This window comes from Mucilaginibacter aureus (genome assembly GCF_053514885.1).
This window is the reverse complement of sequence record NZ_CP170601.1, coordinates 1605919-1625226: the sequence shown is the minus strand read 5'-3', so window position 1 is coordinate 1625226 and position 19308 is coordinate 1605919. Positions and strand designations below refer to the sequence as shown.

Here is a 19308-nt window from a genome sequence, read left to right as displayed (position 1 = left end):
TCGTTTAAACCCATTACAGATTCTTAATTTTCTTAGATTTTGGGGTTCGAGCCTTGCTACCTTAACAGAATAATGTTTGGATTCTCTCTACTATAATCATGCTTGCCTTTTCGCATTTGCCGCAGGGATTGATTATGTTAATGCCCAACTCTTTCCAGGCAGAAATAAAAAACACTGATCAGTTCACTAAATTGCGCTATGAAATGGATCACCCGTGAACGGCCCAAAATAGATCGTATTGCCTGTCCCTGGCTCATCAAGCGCTTCGTCGATCAGAAGGCAGAATTTATTTATGTGCCGTACACCGAAGTTTTGGAGCAAGCCGAAGCGCTGCAGGCAATACCCTATGATCTGCCGGGCGTGGAATACACCCATTACGACGATCAGTGTACTTTTGATTACATTATAAAAAAACACCAGTTAAAAGACCCTGCTTTGGATAGAATAGCAGTCATCGTACGTGGTGCCGATACCGACAGGCATGATTTCGCCCCGCAAGCAGCGGGCTTAGAGGCCGTTTTTTCCGGGTTGGCCTATAATATCAAAGACGACCACGAACTGCTTGCCCTGGGCATGACCATCTACGACGGGCTATATAGCTGGGCGACGCACCTTTATAAATTAAAGCACACGCAAGCAGGCCCGGTAGAGCAGTTGCTCTTACAGGTTTACCATCAGTACCTGAAACGGGAGAAAGAAAAGAAAACGCCGGCCTGGGCCGAAGCGCTCCGGGAAATGATACAAGATCAGCTCGATACTAACCTCACGCTTAGCCTGCAACAGGCTTCCGAAGAACTGGAGATCAACCCGGCCTATCTTTCGCGCGAGTTCTCCAAGTATTTCGACGATTTGAGCTTTGGCGATTACATGCGAAAACTTCGGGTGGAGAAGGCTATTCAATTGATGGCAGACGATAGGTATTCGATGACCGAGATCGCCTACCTTACAGGTTTTTCCGATCAAAGCCATTTTAACCGCATCTTTAAGAAGCAAATGGGGCAAAGCCCTTCTGTCTTTAAAAAATCAATCAAAAAAGTAAAATAGATACCAATAGTTAAATCCGTACTATTTCTCTTGGTGCGTATTGGATAGTATTGTGCTGTGGAAAGCAAGAACTATACTTTACGGCAACTGGCTATTTATTTCCTAAAACTTGGTACCTGGGGTTTTGGCGGGCCGGTAGCTTTGGTCGGCTACATGCACCGCGACTTGGTTGAGCAACGAAGTTGGCTAACCGAAGAAGAATATAAAGAGGGGTTGGCTCTGGCGCAGCTGGCACCTGGTCCGTTGGCCGCGCAGTTGGGTATTTACATCGGCTTTGTACATTACAGCTTATTGGGTGCTACGCTGACTGGATTGGCCTTTGTGTTGCCCTCGTTTATTATGGTCGTGCTGTTGGGCATGGTTTACCAGGCGTATAGCGGGTTGAGATGGGTGCACGAGGTTTTTTACGGTGTCGGTGCGGCAGTGATAGGCATCATTGCTATCAGTGCATATAAACTGACATTGAAATCTGTCGGCAAATTTAACCTGCCTGCTATGAAGTCGAACTGGCTGCTTTGGCTGTGTTATTGTGTGGCCATTACGGCGACGATCGTCACTCAGCAAGAACAAATATTACTTTTCGTGGGTTGCGGTTTGCTTTATATGATCGTTAAAGCGCCACCGCTATGGTTCAGCAGAACTAAGGTATTGCCCGCTATACTTTTGGTCGGTATAGGTTTTTGGAATTACTCAAAAAGCACCTTAACAGAGATCGGTTTATTTTTTCTAAAAGCGGGGACGTTTGTTTTCGGTAGCGGTCTGGCTATCGTACCTTTTCTGCATAGCGGCGTGGTGAACGATTATCACTGGCTCACCGAAAACCAGTTTGTGGATGCGGTGGCCGTGGCAATGATCACGCCGGGGCCGGTGGTTATTACGGTCGGTTTTATCGGTTATCTCGTCAACGGCTTTCCAGGCGCTGCCGTAGCCGCTTTGGCAACGTTCATGCCCTGCTTTTTATTCACCGTTATCCTTGCACCTTACTTTAAGAAGATTGCTAAGAATGCCAGCATCAAAGCTTTTGTTGACGGCATTACCGCCGCGGTGATCGGTGCATTGGTTGGTTCAGTAGTGATCATCGCCACACGTTCTATCGTGGATATTCCCACCACGTTGATCGCACTCGCAACGGCAATAGTGCTTATCTTCGTAAAGAAAGTTCAGGAGCCGCAACTAATCGCGGCAGCAGCCTTATTAGGAATACTCATTAAACACCTATAAAAAAGCTATCTATGAAAACAAACATGAACCGCCGTGATGTTTTAAAGGCAGGCGCATTATTGGCCGGAACCGGCTTGATCGGTTTGAAACCCATTGTTACGGCCTGATCGTCTTGTATGGTATGGCCAGCCCTTTTATTATAGAGCGGGTATTTCATTTATCTCCGGTTACAACCGGCTACAGCTCATTGCTTTCCGGGGCTTCTATCATGGTTGGGGGCACCCTTGCAAAAGCGTTGATCAAAGTACCAATTCCGCGAAGGTTCCATTTGCAATTATTTCCATGGGTTTATTTTCCATCCTGATAATGGTATCAGGGATGTTCAATGCGAATATTTACTTGATGATCGCGTTGACAATAGGTTTACACACCAGCGGCGGCTTTGTTTTTAACGTAATTTATGGTTTCTGTCTTGGCCGCTTTTCCAAGAATGCAGGTACAGCAGCAGGCTTGACAGGCGGTGGTATGTATATAGCCAGTTCCGCCATCAGTTATACCATGGTAAACATGTTTGGTATCCGCACCCAAACAGCACTTGGGTTAGCTAACATCACCGGTGTGGTCTTAGTCATCATCCTTTTTGTCGCTTTCAGTAAATTCAGCAACCGTCGGCTGCAAGAAGGAACGGCATATTTAGCAGGTCAAAATACACGCTGAGCCCGATCAGCGCGTCATGCAAGGCTCTCCAATATTCCTGCATTTGTCCCCAAACGATGTCGGCTATAAATAAAAGACCGCCCAGAAGGCGGTCTTTTTTATTAGTGCGGTCGCTTAAGATTCACTTTTGCTAAAATAATCGCCACATCGTGTGTGATTTGAATAGGGTTCATACCGTGGCAGACTATTGGCACTTAAGGCTTCAATACTACTGAACGCGATTTACACCTACATCAACATAGCCCGACGAGTCAACCACAACCCCTTCCATTACGCCGTCCTCACGGGTGGTGTTCACGTCATGCGATGCATATACTCCACCGGCATACATCTCATAAAAATTGCCAACGCCACTAATGTCTCTTATTCTTACGGTGTACGTGCCAGCCGGAACGTAAGTAGTAGTGCCGTTCCACTGCTCATCAGTCGACGAGTAGGTTGTCCAGGAATAATAGTAGTCATTAGTGGTAAATTCAGCTACCACAGTGCCGTTTTGCTCAAAAGTAACATCCCAATCATAGGTGCGGTATAGGCCTCCTTGTGAGGCCGTTTCGTGAAAAATAACGTTGTCAGAAAAAAACGTGCCATACACGATTTTCGATGAGTACCTTGCAATGTAGCTCGCCGGGTAAGTCACACCCTGTTTTTGGGCAGTTAAGACATTAATTTTTGGAGTGGCCGATGCCGCGTAAAATACGCTGCCTACCAGTGCTATCAGTGATAGCATAAATCTAGCTGTTCTCATAAGGAAGTAAATTATTGGTTTTATATCCAAATGTAGGCGGCAACAATATCGATTTATTATAATATATTGTCCTTTATTTATAATAATTTATCTGTGGTGAAAAATAAATTTCTCGGACAAAAGCTACCGGCTGTCACGTTAGTTCGTGACTGCCTTTCTTTTTTCTGCCTAAATATTGTTTAAACAATATCTCATTTTTTACTTTTCGACGATCTCTATGAACAACGTGGTTCCGAAGCTGGACGAAATGTCCATCTGGATGGACCTATGCTAAATATGTAAATAAATTACATGTTTTAAATTTTAAAGCAATTATCAGGTAGAATATCTAACAAACAAAGAGTGGGTTTAACAAATTGATAATATTAGCTAAACCAGAAAGGCACATCTGATGTTGAATTTTACTCCCAACTATCACCCTGCAGTTGGTAAACAATGTTCAGTTACGGAAAATCCGGTATCGCATTAAAACTACAATGGAATACCTTTGTCGCTGAAGGTGATCCGGACGATTTTTACGCGCTATATTCACATTATCATGATTACCTGATTTATATTGGTAGCTTAAAAGGGGTAACGCTGGATAAATCGAAGGACTGCATCAATGACTTGTTTTTGTACATTTTTGAAAATCGTGCGCACCTGCACCATATCCGCAACCATCACAATTACCTGGTAACTGCTTTTTTGCGCAACCTTTTCCGTAAAACACACTTCGGGGCAGAGCAAAGCCTGGACCTGGAAGACCTGCCCGGGATGCCGGTTTACCCATCAGTAGAGGCCGAATATATTGAGCAAACCACCCAGAAACACGTAATGCAGGCATTGCAGGCTTACATGAGCGAATTATCTGACAGTCAGACCAGGATCGTTTACCAAAAATTTTATCTCGGCCTCAGCTATGAGGAAATTTCCGAACTGAACAATATCTCTATCAAAACGGCTTATAACACGGTATACAATGCTGTGGAGAAGCTTAGAAAACTCATCGGGCAGGAATATGTGGGCGTGCTTTCTGCTGCCATCTCTCTTTTCACACTTCTTTTTTTAATTTTTTTCAAAAACGCATAGGAAAAATCGGGGGCCGCTTGCTCTATTGGGTAAATCCAGCCACAGATGCTCGAAAAAGACCTTGCGCACTTACTCGATCAGGAGAGTTTCCTGAATTATTGTTTTGGCCGAAACGACAACGATGTTCGATATTGGAACAAATGGTTGGAAGATCATCCCGAGGATGCATTCCAGATCGAAGAGCTTAAACGGATAGTGATCATGATGGCCAGGGCATCGCAGGAAACGCTGCGGGATAAGCACTTTGACGAGCTTCAGCAACGCATCGCCGGAAAATCAGCAATCATCCCTGTAAAGAAAAGGCGATCCTGGAAACCAACACTGGTAGCCGCTGCAGTTGTACTGATGGTGGCTTGCACGGCTCTGTTTTTTTTCCGGTCGGGAAAACAGGTGCAGCACAGTAATCTCGTTCAAAATAAAGACATTAAACCAGGAGCCAACAAGGCCATCCTCATCTTATCTAATGGAAAAAAAATCTGCTTAACGGATTCGGTTAGCGGGCAGGTTGCCGTGCAGGCCAACATCAGGATCAAAAAAACAGCTAAGGGACAAATTGTTTACGAATTACCGGCCGAAATGGACGATAGCGATGCAGGCCCCTTATATAATACGGTTGAAGCTCCCACAGGCGGGCAATGGGAAGTGGTGTTGCCCGATGGGTCGAAGGTTTTGCTGAATGCACGTTCGAGTTTAACTTACCCAACCTATTTTGCCGGGAACGAACGCAAAGTGCAGCTTAAAGGAGAGGCTTACTTTGAGATTGCGCATAATAAAAATATGCCTTTCAGGGTAAGCAGCAGGGGGCAGATCGTAGAAGTACTCGGAACTCATTTCAATATTATGGCCTATGATGATGAGCAGGTTATGAAAACGACGCTGCTCGAAGGTTCGGTAAAAATCTCTGATCATGGCCGGTTGCGCATATTGGTGCCCGGCGAACAGGCCCAGGTGAGTGATGACGACCTGAAGGTGACCAGCGAGGTTGACCTGGAAGATGTGATTTCGTGGAAGAACGGTTATTTCAAATTTAACGAGAGCCTGGAAAGTACCATGCGGAAAATAGCCCGCTGGTATGATGTGGAAATAACTTACGCAAGCAATGTTGATCCTTCTTTACGCTTCGGGGGGAAAATATCACGCTACAAAAATCTGTCGTCTGCATTAAAAATCATGGAGCTAACCGGAAACGTTCACTTTAAAGTGGAAGGAAGGAGGGTAACCGTTATGCAATAAACCAGAAGGGCAAAACGGTAACCTAAAAAGCCAGGGGCGCTTAGAACCACCACTGGCTTATGTTGGGCTTACCTACCGCATTAGCGGGAAAAAAACATTACGAGAACAAGATTTTTTTAATTAAACCCTTAATAACAAATGTATAAAACTTTTTTACAAGTTAGGCCCGGTATTTATTACCGTGCCATAAAAAAATGCCTGTTAATTATGAAACTCACCATGATCATACTAACAATGGCCATCCTTCAGGTAAGTGCCGCCACCTACGCACAAAAAATAACCCTGAAAAAAAATAAAGCTTCGCTGGAGCAGGTGTTTGATGATATTCGTAATCAAAGCGGTTATGATTTTTTTTATAACCTGAGGCTTATTCAAAGCGCTAAACCGGTTACCGTGAACATTAAAGACGCGGAACTGAAAGATGCGCTTGCCGAAATTTTCAGCAATCAGCCTTTAACTTATACCATCACTACCGAAGACAAGGCCATTGTTGTAAAAGAAAAACCAGTGGCTATACCCCCAAAAACCATAACCGGTAAAGTAACCGACGAAAAAGGTACTCCGTTAATTGGTGTGGTTATTAAATGTAAATCAAATGGCAAAGGGGTAACAACCGATAAAGACGGGAATTTTTTAATCCTGGTGCCAAACGAAAATGAGGTTTTGGTTTTTACTTACGTAGGTTATAAGCCCCGCGAGGTTAATGCAAGCAGCACCAATATCACGGTAACTTTAGTGGAGGAAATTTCTGCATTGAACGAGGTGGTTGTTGTAGGCTATGGTACACAGAAACGAACCGACCTAACCGGTGCCCTGAGTTCTGTATCTAACGATAAGCTGGTAGCTACACATTTTAACAACGCCGCGCAGGCACTAGTTGGTCAACTACCGGGTGTAGATGTCACCACATCAAGTACCAAGCCCGGTGGAGGCTTTGATATCTCCATCCGCGGACAGAACACCATTAGGTCGGGTACAGATTTGAGTGGCATCAACCCGCCCCTTTATGTGTTGGATGGTATTTATGTCAACTCTATCAACGACATTTCGCCCACCGATATTGAACGGATCGACGTACTGAAGGATGCTTCTTCTACGGCCATTTACGGTTCGCGCGGGGCCAACGGTGTAATCATTGTTACCACCCGCAAAGGAAAGCAAGGCAAAAATTCGGTAGAGTATACCGGATCGGGGTCTGTAAGCTCTGTAATGAACTTGCCACACTTCACTACTGCCGCCGAATGGGTGCAGTATCGTATAGACCGCAGCAAGGGACAAAACTATACCAACCCGACTTACGACCCTAACCTGGCTACATTGCTGGGTCCGGCGGCATACAGCAACTACCAGGCAGGCAATTCAATTAGCTGGCCGGATGAGATATTGAAGAAATCTTACACGCAATCGCATGCCGTAAGCTTGAATGGCAGTGCCGACAAGCTTACTTATAGCCTGGGCGCAGCGATCAATTCAGAAAAAGGCGAGATTGATGGCGACGGTTACACCCGTTACAATGTAAGTGCAGCGCTAAATAGGCAGATAAACAATACATTCAAGATAGGGACCAATATCTATACTGCTTACGAAATTGGCACGGGAGCCAGCCCCGAAACTTTCCGAACCATCTATCGCCTTAACCCGTTAACAGATAAATACAACGCAGACGGGTCGCTAAAGTTCTATCCCGACGGCATAACAACCATCACCAATCCATTTTTAGAAGAGAAGAACAGACATACGGAAACCAACAACACGCATGTTTTTGGAAACATGTACCTTGAAGTGAAGCCGCTGAGCTGGCTTAAGTTTACTACTACCTTTGCACCCGATTTTACCCATGCAGAAGGTTCGTCGTATATAGGGTCGATGACAAAAACCGGTGCAGGGGCGCTGGCCAACAGCAGTGCCCAATACCAGGCCGGCCGTACCATAAAATATACCTGGGACAACTTATTACAAGCCGATAAAACCTGGGGCGATCATTCTTTAAACGTCCTTTTAGGGGCCTCTCAATACAAATCAGCCATCCTGAATTCGGCCGAGGCGGCAAAGGCATTCCCTACCGACGCCTACGATTGGTATAACCTTGGTGCCGGTACCATGTCCTCAATGTCTACCAATTACATACAGGAGCAGCTGAGTTCGTATTTCGGCCGTTTTAACTATGACTACAAAGGGCGCTACCTTTTAACAGCCACAGCACGTACAGACGGTAGTTCTAAACTTGCCGAAGGCCATAAATGGGCATTCTTCCCCTCGGCTGCTTTGGGTTGGAGAATCTCTGAAGAAGATTTCTTAAAAGACAAAACCCCGCTTTCAAACCTAAAACTGCGTTTTAGCTATGGTGTATCGGGTAATAACGGCGTGTCGCCTTATAGCAGCTATCCAACAGTTACCAATGCCAGGTACCTTTTTGGTGCCTCAAGTGTTGTAAATACATCGTCGGTAACACGCTTTGCAAACAAAAATCTGACATGGGAGCGAACCAATGAGTTTAATCTTGGTTTAGACTTTGAACTTTTTAAAGGAAGGATTGGCGGAACGATAGACTTATACAACCGTCGTACAAACGGCATTATCATGAACCGGGTAATGTCAGTACTTAACGGGTTTACCAGCATTACGGATAATGTGGGTTCGGTCAACAACAAGGGTATTGAAGTCTCTCTGAACACTGTCAACATCAAAACCGGCAGCTTCTCCTGGATCACGTCGCTCAACTTTGCGTCCAATAGCAACAAAATTGTAAGCCTTGCCGATGGTTCAGACCGTGATGAGGCCAACGGTTGGTTTGTGGGCCAACCCGTGGGTGTAGTGTGGACATACGACCAGGTTGGTTATTGGGGCGAAAACGAGGCAACAGATGCTAAACGCTACGGATTGGCACCAGGTAGCATCAAGGTGCGCGACATTGACAATAGCGGCACCATGAACAATGCCGACAAAGTATTTAAAGGATCTCTTTTCCCTAAATGGACCGGTGGTATTACCAATACCTTTACTTACAAAAATGTAGACCTGGCATTTACAGTGACCACCCGCCAGGGACAATATTCATATTCGCAGTTCCATGGGTCGTATTCGCTGGAGGACAACGAAAATTTCAATGTACTGAAACTCAACTACTGGACACCGCAAAATACCAGCGGTACCTGGGTGCGTCCCGGCGTACCTTCCGGCCCGATGGAAGTGCTGTACTATCAGAAAACTTCATATGTGCGGGTAGGCTACATCAACCTTGGCTATAACCTACCTAAGCGCCTGGTAAACAACCTAAGCCTTAGCAAGCTTCGCGTATTTGCTTCGTGTCAAAACCCCTTCATCTTTACCGATTATGTAGGCTGGGACCCGGAATTAGCAGGCAGGGACACGCAAACCTATGGCTATCCTATGACACGCAAGTTTATGTTTGGACTCAATCTGGCGTTTTAATTTATTAAGAAACACACATATTATTAATCATGAAAAAATTAATCACTTATATAGCGGCGGTTTTGGTGCTGATCCTCGCGCACTCATGTAAACTGGACGAAGTTAACCCTTCGTCGGTGACGAGTGACAAGTATTTCGTAACCCAGGACTCATATGAAGAGCTGGTGAACGAAACGTACCGGTACCTGCGCCCATTGTTGCAAAACACCGGGCACATGTGGTACGGCACCGACATGTATGATCGCACCGGGGTGGTAGATGACACCCAAATGCCCCTTAATGACTACACCGTGTTTACAGGCAACGAGAGCCAGGGCTGGTGGACCGATAACTATAACCTGATTACCAAGGCCAACACCGCCCTGTCGCGCGGCGCTGCCATACAAAATGTTATCGACCCCAAACTGTACGCCACACGCACCGGCGAATTACTGGCCTTGCGCGCTTATGCCTATTTAAACCTTGTTGAATCATTTGGAGATGTGCCACTGCTCACCAGCGAGGTGACCGACGCTACCTATAATTTCACCCGCACCCCGGAGGCAGATGTGTATAAACAGATGGTGGGCGATCTTAATCAGGCCATCAGCCAGCTGCCGGCCGATCCAAGCGATTACGGACGGGTAGCCCAGGCTATGGCCCAGCATTTGCTTGGCAAAGTGTTACTTACACGCAGCTATAAATCGTATGCGCAGCCAACCGACCTGACAGGTGCCATTAGCGCCCTGCAGGTAGCCATGAGCAAATCAACGCTTACCACATGGGAAACGCTCTTCGGCGATCAATATGCAGTTGGCAATAAAGAAGTGATTTTTGCGGTGCGTTATTCAAGCACCGATGCGAACAACAAAACAGGTAACAACCTATATCAGCAGTTCAAATTCTGGACCGACAGGTTTCCGGGAGGAGCCCTGGCAGCACCTTATTGGAGGCAAGATGCGTCTTATCAGCCTACGTCGTACGTTTTCAATCTTTATGCTGCTAATGACTTTAGGGCGACCGAACGGTTTTTGCAAAGGCATATCGTAGCTGCTACTGCTTATGCAGCGGGGGCCAATGGCGCCATCAAGGCGGGCGACAATGTAATCTACCTGCCCCGCGTGGCGATGACCCCGGCAGAAATTACCACCTATCTGGCAGCCAACAAGCCAACGTATTATGTGGTGAACCCTGATCAGTACCATACCTTTTTTGGGTCGAACGTGATCTACCCGATCATTTGGAAGTTCTATGACCCTACAGTAGTGGTCTATACCAATGCAGGAGTAGATCCGCAAGGACACCGCGACACGTACATCTTCCGTCGTGCCGAAACCATGATGCTCCTGGCAGAAGCTTACGTTAAACAAGGACAGGGAGCGCTCGCTACAGGATTGATCAATGAATTGCGCGTACGGGCCAAGCTGAGCGGGACCGACCTGCTGACAGGAAGTGCTACGCTATCGGATGTGCTCGACGAATCGGCCCGCGAACTCTTTGGCGAATCAAACCGGTGGATGGATCTGAAGCGTACCGGCACGCTGCTTACCCGCGCTGCGCAATACAATGCCTTCACAGCTCACAATCACCCTACCGCCATCGATTCCAGGTATTTGGTACGCCCTATCCCTGTTACGGAGATCGTGCGCAGCCCAACTTTAACCCAAAATCCTGGCTATCCTGGTAAATAACTAATTGTAGCATCATTTAAACATCAATCAACATGAACAAAAATATTCGCATTGCATTTTCACTGCTGGCTATGATCTGCATGAGCAACATCGTATCTGCACAAGACCAAAAACCACCACAGTATCTACCTAAAAATCACGTTAACCCATGGATCAAACCTTTGGGCGACTTACCTCCAATTGCCAGCCTGACCGATGGCGAATGGTTAAAGGGAGATTTGCATGTACACTCAAGCCATAGTAGCGAAGGCGGTTACGATCCTAAACGTCACCCGGTAAAAGACATTATTGCTTTTGCTAAATCAGTAGGTTTCGGTTACATCGCCATTACCGATCACGATAACCACGTGTTGGGCAATGTTGAGCATAATACCTGGGCCGACCCGGATTTTAAATCAGATTCGGTACTGTTATTATACGGCGCAGAGTGGACTACCACCCGCGGCCACGGTAATACCTTTTCGGCTAAGCCTTATGATCACCAAAAATTTTATGATGTTCGTGATCAGCGCGATGTGGATATAGCTAAAGTGAAAAAAGAACTGGGCATTCACCTGTCGGCCAATCACCCGGCCGGTCCTAAAGATCACTTCGGTTTCTCGTATGATCTGGTTGATGCCATGGAAGTTTGGAACTCATGCCTGTGGACCAAGAACGCTAACTCAAACCTGATCTGGGAAGATATGCTGTCCTCCGGTCGCATGATAACCGGTCGCGGTGGTAGCGACGTTCACAGGCCAAGCGACATTAACTATATCGGTACTCCTACTACCTGGGTATTTGCGGCTAAACACAACGCGCAAGGAGTGGTTGATGCACTGCTGAACGGACGTGTTTCTGTTAGCGCCAACCCATATGCTCCGCGCGTGGAGTTCTATGCCGATATCAACGGCGACGGTAAAATGGATATGATGATGGGCGATAACGCAAAATCTACCGGTAAGCCTATCAAGTTTCGTGTTGAGTTGAAAGGAAACGTAAAAACGGATAGCACTTATACGATAAATGTAATTAAAGACGGCCGTAAGTTTGGCAGCTATAAAATGCCAGGCAGCAACCCTGTGGTTGAATTTACCGATACACCAAGGTTAGTTGAGCGTATGTACTACCGCCTTATTGTTGAAGGGCCATCTACCGATTATCCGCAGGTGCCTCGTTCTGCCGCTGTTACCGGTAATATGGTTGCTTTGTCAAACCCTATCTACTTCAATTTCGACCCTAAATTTTAGAGGGCCGTTACCTTATTATCTGCTGTTAATAACCAACATTTAAGGTTTATTATAACAATTAAATAATAACCAATACCCGCAAAGCCGTTTCTTAATCAGAAACGGCTTTTTTTACTTCAATAAGATTGTTAAGTCCCATTTTAAAAATAGTGATAATCCCCTATTTATTTTTCCAATAATTAATTATTGTTATATGAAAAATCCCCCTAAAAGGGTGATGCTAAGACCTATAGGCTTAGTTTAATTTTGATATATGCAAAAAGCATATGCTTTTTGTATTATTTGCCTCTGTCTCCCCCTTTAACAAGTACCAATCAATTTTACAGTACTAACAAGCTTTACCCTGTTAATTACGCCGACTGTTGATGGAATTTTTCTTTTAGAGTAATAAATTATTTAACCAATCTATCTACATCAAAATGAAAAAACTTGTACTCGTAAGTTTGTGCTTCCTATGGCTTGGTATGGCCCAGGTTTATGCACAGGCCCGTACCATTACCGGTACGGTTATCGCAAAAGAAGACGGTAGCCCTATACCAGGGGTTAACGTAGTGATCAAAGGCACCACAACCGGAGTAATAACCAATGCCGAAGGCAAGTACACCATTAGTGCGCCGTTAGGCTCAACACTTGTTTTCTCGTATATCTCTTATGATAGCCAGCAAATTGTGGTCGGTCAAAAAAGCACAATAGATGTTGTGCTTATCCTAAACAGCAGGCAATTAACCGAAGTTGTTGTTACGTCCAACGACATAAAAAGAGAGAAAAGAACCTTAGGCTATTCTGCACCAACGGTAAAAAACCAGGAGTTGACAGAGGGCGGTAACCCAAGCGTACTTAGCTCATTAACGGGCAGGGTTGCGGGTGTTAACATCACTTCAACATCAAACACGCCCGGTGGTTCAACCCGTGTTGTACTTCGTGGTGGCTCATCCATTACCGGTAACAACCAGGCTTTAATAGTGGTTGATGGTATCCCGATCGACAACTCAAGCACCATAGCCGGGCCCAACACCTTAGCTGCTGTTGATTTTGGAAACAGGGGTAATGATATTGATCCGAACGACGTAGAATCTACCACCATTTTGAAAGGGCCTACGGCAGCAGCGCTTTATGGCTCAAGAGCATCAAACGGTGCTATCATGATCACCACCAAATCGGGCTCAAGTCACGCACAAAAAACTGAGATAACCCTTAGCTCTACCAACACCTTTTCGTCTATCCTCAAAATGCCCGACTGGCAAAACGAGTATGGCCAGGGGTATATGTCGGGTTCGGCCACAAGCCCTGGTTATGTTACAGGTATAAATGATGCCAGCGATAACTTTAGCTGGGGAGCACCTTTTGACGGGAAAGATGCACCATGGGGGCAGCAAATTGATGGCGTTACCCTAAGTAAGCCATACGTTGCTTTACAAAATAACATCAAAGACTTTTTTACAACCGGCTTTGCTACCGACAATAACATTGGTATTTCGTCGGGTAATGATAAAAACAGCTTTTATTTGGCTTTAAACGCATTAAACTCGAACAGTATATTTCCGGGTGACAAAGATACCTATAACAAATATGGTGTACGGTTTAATGGCAAAGCTGCACTTGCCAATAATTTTACTGCAAGTGTCAACTTTGATTACAATAAGATACAGGCGAATGTACCTTCGGGAGGCCAAAATGCAAACGGTGTTTGGATAAACCTGATGCAAACACCGAGGGATATTGCCATTAATACCATGGGCGATTTGACCAATAAGTACTACGGGTATAATACGGCCAAAAATACCTATGGTTTTTATGGTGCTTTTGCGTTAAATCCGTATTGGATCCTTCAAAACTTCACCAATCTTGACGATGTTAACCGTGTTACCGGTGCGGTTAATTTGAACTATAAACCCCTTAGCTGGTTAAGTATAGTGGAGCGCGTAGGTATTGATTCGTATTCAGACCGCAGGAAGCTTCTTTCGCCTAAATACAATTTCGACCCTGCTGATGAGTCAGGAAGCGGACTTTGGGGGCCGGTAACTAACAACGGATCATACGAAGTAGATCAATTTAATGTAAACGAAGTGGTACACGATTTAATGATCACCGCCACCCATAAGTTTACCGACGATCTATCAGCATCGTTAATGATAGGTAACAATATCAGGGAACGCAATACCAATAGCAACCTAACAAGTACCAATACCAGCGGCGGTTTGGTAGTTCCCGGATGGTATAACCTTCAAAACAGCAACGGGCCCGTAAACGTAATAACAGATAATATTTCGATAAGAAGACTGGTTGGGTTTTATGCCGATCTAAACCTTTCGTTTAAAGATCTTTTGTTTTTAGAAGGTACTTTGCGAAACGACAGATCGTCAACCCTGCCAACAAGTAATTACTCTTATTTCTACCCAAGTGTAAGCGGTTCGTTTGTATTTAGCGAATTGCTTAAAAATACCGCTATCAATAATATTTTAAGCTACGGTAAAATACGTTCGAGTTATGCACAGGTAGGTAGCGATACCAACCCGTACCAACTGTTAACCACTTACGGAAAAACCACCATTAACGGTGCTTTTGGTAATACGTTGTTTCCCTTTGGTAATGTAGCTGCATTGCAGGTTGGCAGTACAATTGGTAATAACCAGCTTGTACCTGAGCAGACAACCTCATTTGAAATAGGTACAGAATTAGCATTTTTGCGGGAGAGGCTTATAGTCGATTTTAGCTATTACACAAACGATTCTAAAAATCAAATTATATCCATTCCAATTCCCAACTCAACGGGGTATGGTTTTAGCGTAGTAAACGCCGGCGAAATTCAAAATAAAGGTATCGAGTTATCTTTGCGTGGAACTCCGATTAAAAGCCGCAATTTAACCTGGGAGCTGTTTGGCACCTTTTACAAGAATAACAGCAATGTGGTGAGCCTTCCAAATGGTGTTTCGCAGGTAGTAATCGGCGGTTTCAGCGGTATGTCGATAGTTGCTGCCAAAGGTATGCCTTATGGCGAGTTTTACTCGGTAACCAACCAAACCGATGCACAGGGAAGAACTATTGTTAGCCAAACTACCGGGTTGCCTCTACCTACTACAACAGGTCAGTACCTCGGTTCGTACAATCCTAAATACCAGGCATCATTGGGTACAACTGTAAAATACAAAGGGTTTAATGTGAGCGTTTTGTTTGATGTTAAGCAAGGCGGGGTGCTGTATTCGCAAACTAAATCGATCATTGATTTCGTAGGAACTTCGGCTGAAACCGGTGGTCCGCGATATGGTCAGCCGTTCCCAAATTCGGTTTATCTGGATGGTGCAGGCAAAAGTGTTGTTAATACAACCGTACCCTACTCCGTGTATGACTATTATACAAACGTTATACCCGACGGTATGAATGTGGTTGACGCCTCGTATGTTAAAATGCGTAGTGCCGCTATCTCTTATACTTTGGATAAGGCACACCTAAAAAACTTGCCGTTTGGCGCAATAACCATTGGCGTATTTGGCAACAACCTGTTTTTATGGACGCCAAAAGCTAACGCCTATGTAGATCCTGAAGTAAACTCAACCGGTGCCGGAAACGAGCAGGGCTTTGATTTTGCAACCAATCCATCGGTGCGTAACTATGGTATTAATTTGAAAATTTCATTCTAATAAACATCGCCATGATCAAAAAATATAAATTAAATTTAAAGCAGGTCTTGTTTGCAGGGCTTGTTGTTGCGGCCGGATTTTCGGGTTGTAAAAAATATCTGGATGTTAATCAAAATCCAAATAACCCGGATAGCGCCGAACCTGCATTGCTTTTGCCCACCACCCAGGCAGCTATCAGCCAGGTTATGGGTAACTCGTTTCAGATATTTGGTAATATTTGGGCTCAGTATTGGACCCAAAGCCCATTATCATCACAATATAAATCTATTGACCAGTATAACCCCACAACTACCGCGTTTGACAACCCGTGGCTTAACCTGTATAGGGGCGCGTTAATTAATGCCGATCTGATAACCAAAAGTACAGAGCCGCAATTGGAATACACTAAGGGTATTGCCTACGTGATGAAGGCTTATGCATTCCAGGTAGCAACTGATGCCTTTGGCGATATACCGGTTACACAGGCATTACAGGGCAGTGTTTTTCAAAATCCTAAATACGATCCTCAACAAACAGCTTATGACAGCATATTTGTGTATCTTAATAAAGCAATGCCTTTGTTGAATACTGCGGGGGCCATTTCACCGGGAACACAGGATATGATATTTCAGGGTAACATGACCCGGTGGATAGCTTTTGCCAATACCCTTAAATTAAGGGCCTATCTGCGCCTGTCTAAAGCCAACCCGGCCGGGGCACAGGCTGGCATAGCGGCATTATATGCAACTAACCCTACATTTTTAACAGTTGATGCATCCATTAAATACACATCAACCGGGGGCAACGAAAATCCGCTGTATAACGAGATGGCAAGCCCTACATTAGGTAAAGTTCAAAATATAGTGGCAAGTTCAACCGTTGTAAACGCGTTTACCGCTAATAACGATCCGCGTTTAGCTAAGTTTTTTACGGTGTATGTTGATAAAGTAGCACCAACGGATTCACTCACCTCTATCCCGCAGGGAAGCTATGTGGCAAACGCCACCAAGAAGGTTTCACCACCATCGCCATTGGTTGGCGGTAAAGCAGATGATCCTACATCAGCTACCGCTCCGGTTAAGTTGATGTCGGCCGCCGAAAGTTATTTTTTACAGGCCGAAGCGGTTGCCCGGGGCTGGGCCACGGGTAATTTAACAACCTTATACACAGCAGGTGTAACGGCAAGCTTTGTTGCCACCGGCGCGGGAGACCCTACAGTTTATCTTGCTACAGCTCCGGCCGGGTTACAGGCTTTAACCACCGCAGTTACCGTTAACGATAAGGTTAAAGCCATTATCACACAAAAGTATTTTGCAATGTGTGGTTTTCAGGGCTTTGAGGCATGGACGGAGTGGAGAAGAACAGGCTTTCCAACCTTTTTTGTTACTTCTGCCGCATCCATACTGCCTGCCGGCAATATGCCGCTGCGTATGCGGTATCCTAATACCGAGTTAACTTCAAATTTAAGCTATCCGGGTACAGTACCACTGCCTACCCCGGTTTGGTGGGGCTTGTAAAATCAGCCTGATAAACCAAAAGGTCGTCTTTTCGTTAATGGATTAGACGACCTTTTGGTTTATAGTCAAATGCGGGTTGGTCAATTGAACAGTATATTAAATTATTAAGATCATGTCAGATATATTTACCCGCATTGTTGATAACCTTATTGAAAGAACCGAAGGGCCAATGCACTTTCGCTTTTTGATCCAGCCTGCGGTGTCCTTATTTTTTGCCATTAAAGCAGGGTTAAACGATGCAAAGAATAACACCGTACCTTACTTATGGCGGTTTATGTTTTCAAAACACCAGCGGATACACGTTGCCAAAGAAGGTTGGAAGGATGTTGGAAAGGTATTTATTATGGGCACCATCCTCGACATTATCTATCAGCTGATCGTTATTTACGGACAGAAAACCCAGATGAAATTTTATCCTCTCGAATCATTCATCGTAGCCTTTGTACTGGCGATATTTCCCTATGGTATTTTTAGAGGTCCCGTAAATAGAATTTTTAGGATGTTCATTAAAAAAAACAAATCCGGCGACATATAGATGGCCAGGTTTTGTAACTAAACGCAAACTGCTTATTGATTTTTTAGGCGCCGCCGGCTTTTTGTTTGGCAAGCCTTTCATTTCGTTTATCGCTTAAATATTTCCTTACCGGGATATCGTAAATGATCATGACCAGGTAGGATGCCCCCACCAGCAGGATGAGGCCAGCTATGATGATCAAGGTTAGCTGCGCCGTGCCTGGCTTATGGCTGATATAATAGTTACCAAACATCCATAGTACGGCATAATGCGTCATGTACAACGGGTAGGAGATCTTACCCGAAAATAAGCAAACCTTTTTTAAGCCAGGTGTTAGCGTAGCGCCGGCTCCCAAAATTATCAGCAAAGGAAAGAAAAACAATACAACCAGAGGTTCGGATATCCAATTCCATTTAGAGAATGGCATAATGAAGGCCAGGAACAATAGTATGGCTAAGCCGATAAATCCCAGTTTATTTTTGATGATCAGATTGGAACGGTAAATAAGCAGCCCTGCTAAAAACGAATACGATATCCGGGCGCTCCCGTCCCAAAAGGTTGGACCACTCCATCCGCCCAATAAGTTGCCCGAACGGTAACATACCAAACAAATAGCTACTGCGGCGATTATTGTTAACAGCAGCAGAAAGCGGCGCCTGATTTTACAAAGCACAAATGCGTAAACAATATTGGCAACATACTCCCAAAACAACGACCATGCCGGCGCATTAAAGCTGAACAGGTTAAATCCACGGTCGGCTATTACAGGAAAGGGAATAAGCAGTACCGAGCAAAAAAATGCCAGGATGAGCTTACCTGTACTGTACAATTGGGGATGGCCGCCAAACGGATCGAACAAAAATGCGAGCAGGCCCAGTACCGATCCAGATATAACCAGCGGGTGCAGCCTGATGATCCTTGATTTAAAAAACTCAAAAACGCCCATTTTTGCGATGCGGTCATCATAGGCATATCCGATAACAAATCCCGAAAGGCAGAAAAAGAAATCAACAGCTAAAAAACCGTGTCCGATAAAATTCTTACTGTAATCGGTGTAGGCCCACTCCATAAAATGGAACGTTACTACAGCCAGGGCGGCAATACCCCTTAAGCCGTCAAGAATTTCGAAATGTTGTTTTGTTTTTAGTAGTGAAGGAGTAGTTTTCGTATCCATTTAGGTATCCGGCAGGGTAAAATAATACAGCAACGGCCTTTGATTTGCCGGCGCCAAGTTATTTATAATTAACAGCCCAACCAATTTAATCGGGGGGTGATCAATCCGGCAAAGCTCAAAACTATCAGCGTTAGCGCTCACTTATCCTGGGCGTAGCCAGTTGCTTACATCAAATGTTTTCCAT

14 protein-coding genes are annotated in these 19308 nt (G+C 45.0%); 12 read left to right on the top strand and 2 right to left on the bottom strand.

Features of this window, described 5'->3' with window-relative positions; translation table 11 throughout:
• The first annotated feature begins 198 nt into the window (after positions 1–198).
• The 4 genes from ACFGVR_RS06895 to ACFGVR_RS06880 all read left to right on the top strand — a co-directional run bounded on the left by ACFGVR_RS06895 (position 199) and on the right by ACFGVR_RS06880 (position 2922).
• Positions 199–1044: a chromate resistance protein ChrB domain-containing protein gene (locus ACFGVR_RS06895; RefSeq protein WP_448701993.1), complete on the top strand. Its 846-nt coding sequence runs from the start codon at positions 199–201 to the stop codon at positions 1042–1044.
• Between the two features lie 57 nt (positions 1045–1101).
• Complete coding sequence (locus ACFGVR_RS06890; protein ID WP_448701991.1) at positions 1102–2265, top strand: chromate transporter; 1164 nt, start codon at positions 1102–1104, stop codon at positions 2263–2265.
• Positions 2266–2276: 11 nt separating this feature from the next.
• Complete coding sequence (locus ACFGVR_RS06885; protein WP_448701990.1) at positions 2277–2372, top strand: twin-arginine translocation signal domain-containing protein; 96 nt, start codon at positions 2277–2279, stop codon at positions 2370–2372.
• A 175-nt stretch (positions 2373–2547) separates the two neighbouring features.
• Complete coding sequence (locus ACFGVR_RS06880) at positions 2548–2922, top strand: hypothetical protein (RefSeq protein ID WP_448701989.1); 375 nt, start codon at positions 2548–2550, stop codon at positions 2920–2922.
• A gap of 208 nt (positions 2923–3130) precedes the next feature.
• Here ACFGVR_RS06880 and ACFGVR_RS06875 read toward each other — a convergent pair whose 3' ends face one another.
• The gene (locus ACFGVR_RS06875; protein WP_448701988.1) at positions 3131–3667 is read right to left on the bottom strand and encodes a hypothetical protein; all 537 of its coding nucleotides are present in this window, start codon (positions 3665–3667) and stop codon (positions 3131–3133) included.
• Positions 3668–4102: 435 nt separating this feature from the next.
• Between ACFGVR_RS06875 and ACFGVR_RS06870 the strand changes: the two genes are divergently transcribed.
• The 8 genes from ACFGVR_RS06870 to ACFGVR_RS06835 all read left to right on the top strand — a co-directional run bounded on the left by ACFGVR_RS06870 (position 4103) and on the right by ACFGVR_RS06835 (position 17971).
• Entirely contained in the window at positions 4103–4738 is a 636-nt protein-coding gene (locus tag ACFGVR_RS06870; protein ID WP_448701987.1) for an RNA polymerase sigma factor, read from the top strand.
• 45 nt (positions 4739–4783) lie between these two features.
• Positions 4784–5971, top strand: a complete 1188-nt coding sequence (locus tag ACFGVR_RS06865) for a FecR family protein (protein ID WP_448701986.1) — start codon at positions 4784–4786, stop codon at positions 5969–5971.
• 219 nt (positions 5972–6190) lie between these two features.
• Positions 6191–9403 carry a TonB-dependent receptor gene (locus tag ACFGVR_RS06860; protein ID WP_448701985.1) on the top strand — a complete coding sequence of 1071 codons (3213 nt, stop codon included), beginning with the start codon at positions 6191–6193 and terminating at the stop codon, positions 9401–9403.
• A gap of 29 nt (positions 9404–9432) precedes the next feature.
• A complete protein-coding gene (locus tag ACFGVR_RS06855) occupies positions 9433–11073 on the top strand; it encodes a RagB/SusD family nutrient uptake outer membrane protein (protein WP_448701983.1) in 1641 nt (546 codons plus the stop codon).
• 32 nt (positions 11074–11105) lie between these two features.
• Positions 11106–12302, top strand: coding sequence for a CehA/McbA family metallohydrolase (locus ACFGVR_RS06850; RefSeq protein ID WP_448701981.1), 1197 nt, complete (start codon positions 11106–11108; stop codon positions 12300–12302).
• A 419-nt stretch (positions 12303–12721) separates the two neighbouring features.
• Positions 12722–15940 (top strand): SusC/RagA family TonB-linked outer membrane protein, encoded by a 3219-nt coding sequence (locus ACFGVR_RS06845; protein ID WP_448701979.1) that lies wholly within the window; start codon positions 12722–12724, stop codon positions 15938–15940.
• A gap of 11 nt (positions 15941–15951) precedes the next feature.
• Positions 15952–17436, top strand: coding sequence for a SusD/RagB family nutrient-binding outer membrane lipoprotein (locus ACFGVR_RS06840; RefSeq protein ID WP_448701978.1), 1485 nt, complete (start codon positions 15952–15954; stop codon positions 17434–17436).
• A gap of 112 nt (positions 17437–17548) precedes the next feature.
• Positions 17549–17971 (top strand): hypothetical protein, encoded by a 423-nt coding sequence (locus ACFGVR_RS06835; protein ID WP_448701977.1) that lies wholly within the window; start codon positions 17549–17551, stop codon positions 17969–17971.
• Between the two features lie 43 nt (positions 17972–18014).
• Here the strand turns inward: ACFGVR_RS06835 and ACFGVR_RS06830 are convergent, their stop codons facing one another.
• Complete coding sequence (locus ACFGVR_RS06830) at positions 18015–19124, bottom strand: acyltransferase family protein (protein ID WP_448701975.1); 1110 nt, start codon at positions 19122–19124, stop codon at positions 18015–18017.
• Positions 19125–19308: the final 184 nt, after the last annotated feature.

Bases quoted from the DNA above. Each gene is read 5' to 3' on its own strand.
- ACFGVR_RS06865 (WP_448701986.1), top strand. From the start codon at position 4,784: ATGCTCGAAAAAGACCTTGCGCACTTACTCGATCAGGAGAGTTTCCTG.
- ACFGVR_RS06875 (WP_448701988.1), bottom strand. From the start codon at position 3,667: ATGAGAACAGCTAGATTTATGCTATCACTGATAGCACTGGTAGGCAGC.
- ACFGVR_RS06860 (WP_448701985.1), top strand. From the start codon at position 6,191: ATGATCATACTAACAATGGCCATCCTTCAGGTAAGTGCCGCCACCTAC.
- ACFGVR_RS06885 (WP_448701990.1), top strand. From the start codon at position 2,277: ATGAAAACAAACATGAACCGCCGTGATGTTTTAAAGGCAGGCGCATTA.
- ACFGVR_RS06880 (WP_448701989.1), top strand. From the start codon at position 2,548: ATGGGTTTATTTTCCATCCTGATAATGGTATCAGGGATGTTCAATGCG.
- ACFGVR_RS06870 (WP_448701987.1), top strand. From the start codon at position 4,103: ATGTTCAGTTACGGAAAATCCGGTATCGCATTAAAACTACAATGGAAT.
- ACFGVR_RS06850 (WP_448701981.1), top strand. From the start codon at position 11,106: ATGAACAAAAATATTCGCATTGCATTTTCACTGCTGGCTATGATCTGC.
- ACFGVR_RS06855 (WP_448701983.1), top strand. From the start codon at position 9,433: ATGAAAAAATTAATCACTTATATAGCGGCGGTTTTGGTGCTGATCCTC.
- ACFGVR_RS06830 (WP_448701975.1), bottom strand. From the start codon at position 19,124: ATGGATACGAAAACTACTCCTTCACTACTAAAAACAAAACAACATTTC.
- ACFGVR_RS06835 (WP_448701977.1), top strand. From the start codon at position 17,549: ATGTCAGATATATTTACCCGCATTGTTGATAACCTTATTGAAAGAACC.
- ACFGVR_RS06895 (WP_448701993.1), top strand. From the start codon at position 199: ATGAAATGGATCACCCGTGAACGGCCCAAAATAGATCGTATTGCCTGT.
- ACFGVR_RS06845 (WP_448701979.1), top strand. From the start codon at position 12,722: ATGAAAAAACTTGTACTCGTAAGTTTGTGCTTCCTATGGCTTGGTATG.
- ACFGVR_RS06840 (WP_448701978.1), top strand. From the start codon at position 15,952: ATGATCAAAAAATATAAATTAAATTTAAAGCAGGTCTTGTTTGCAGGG.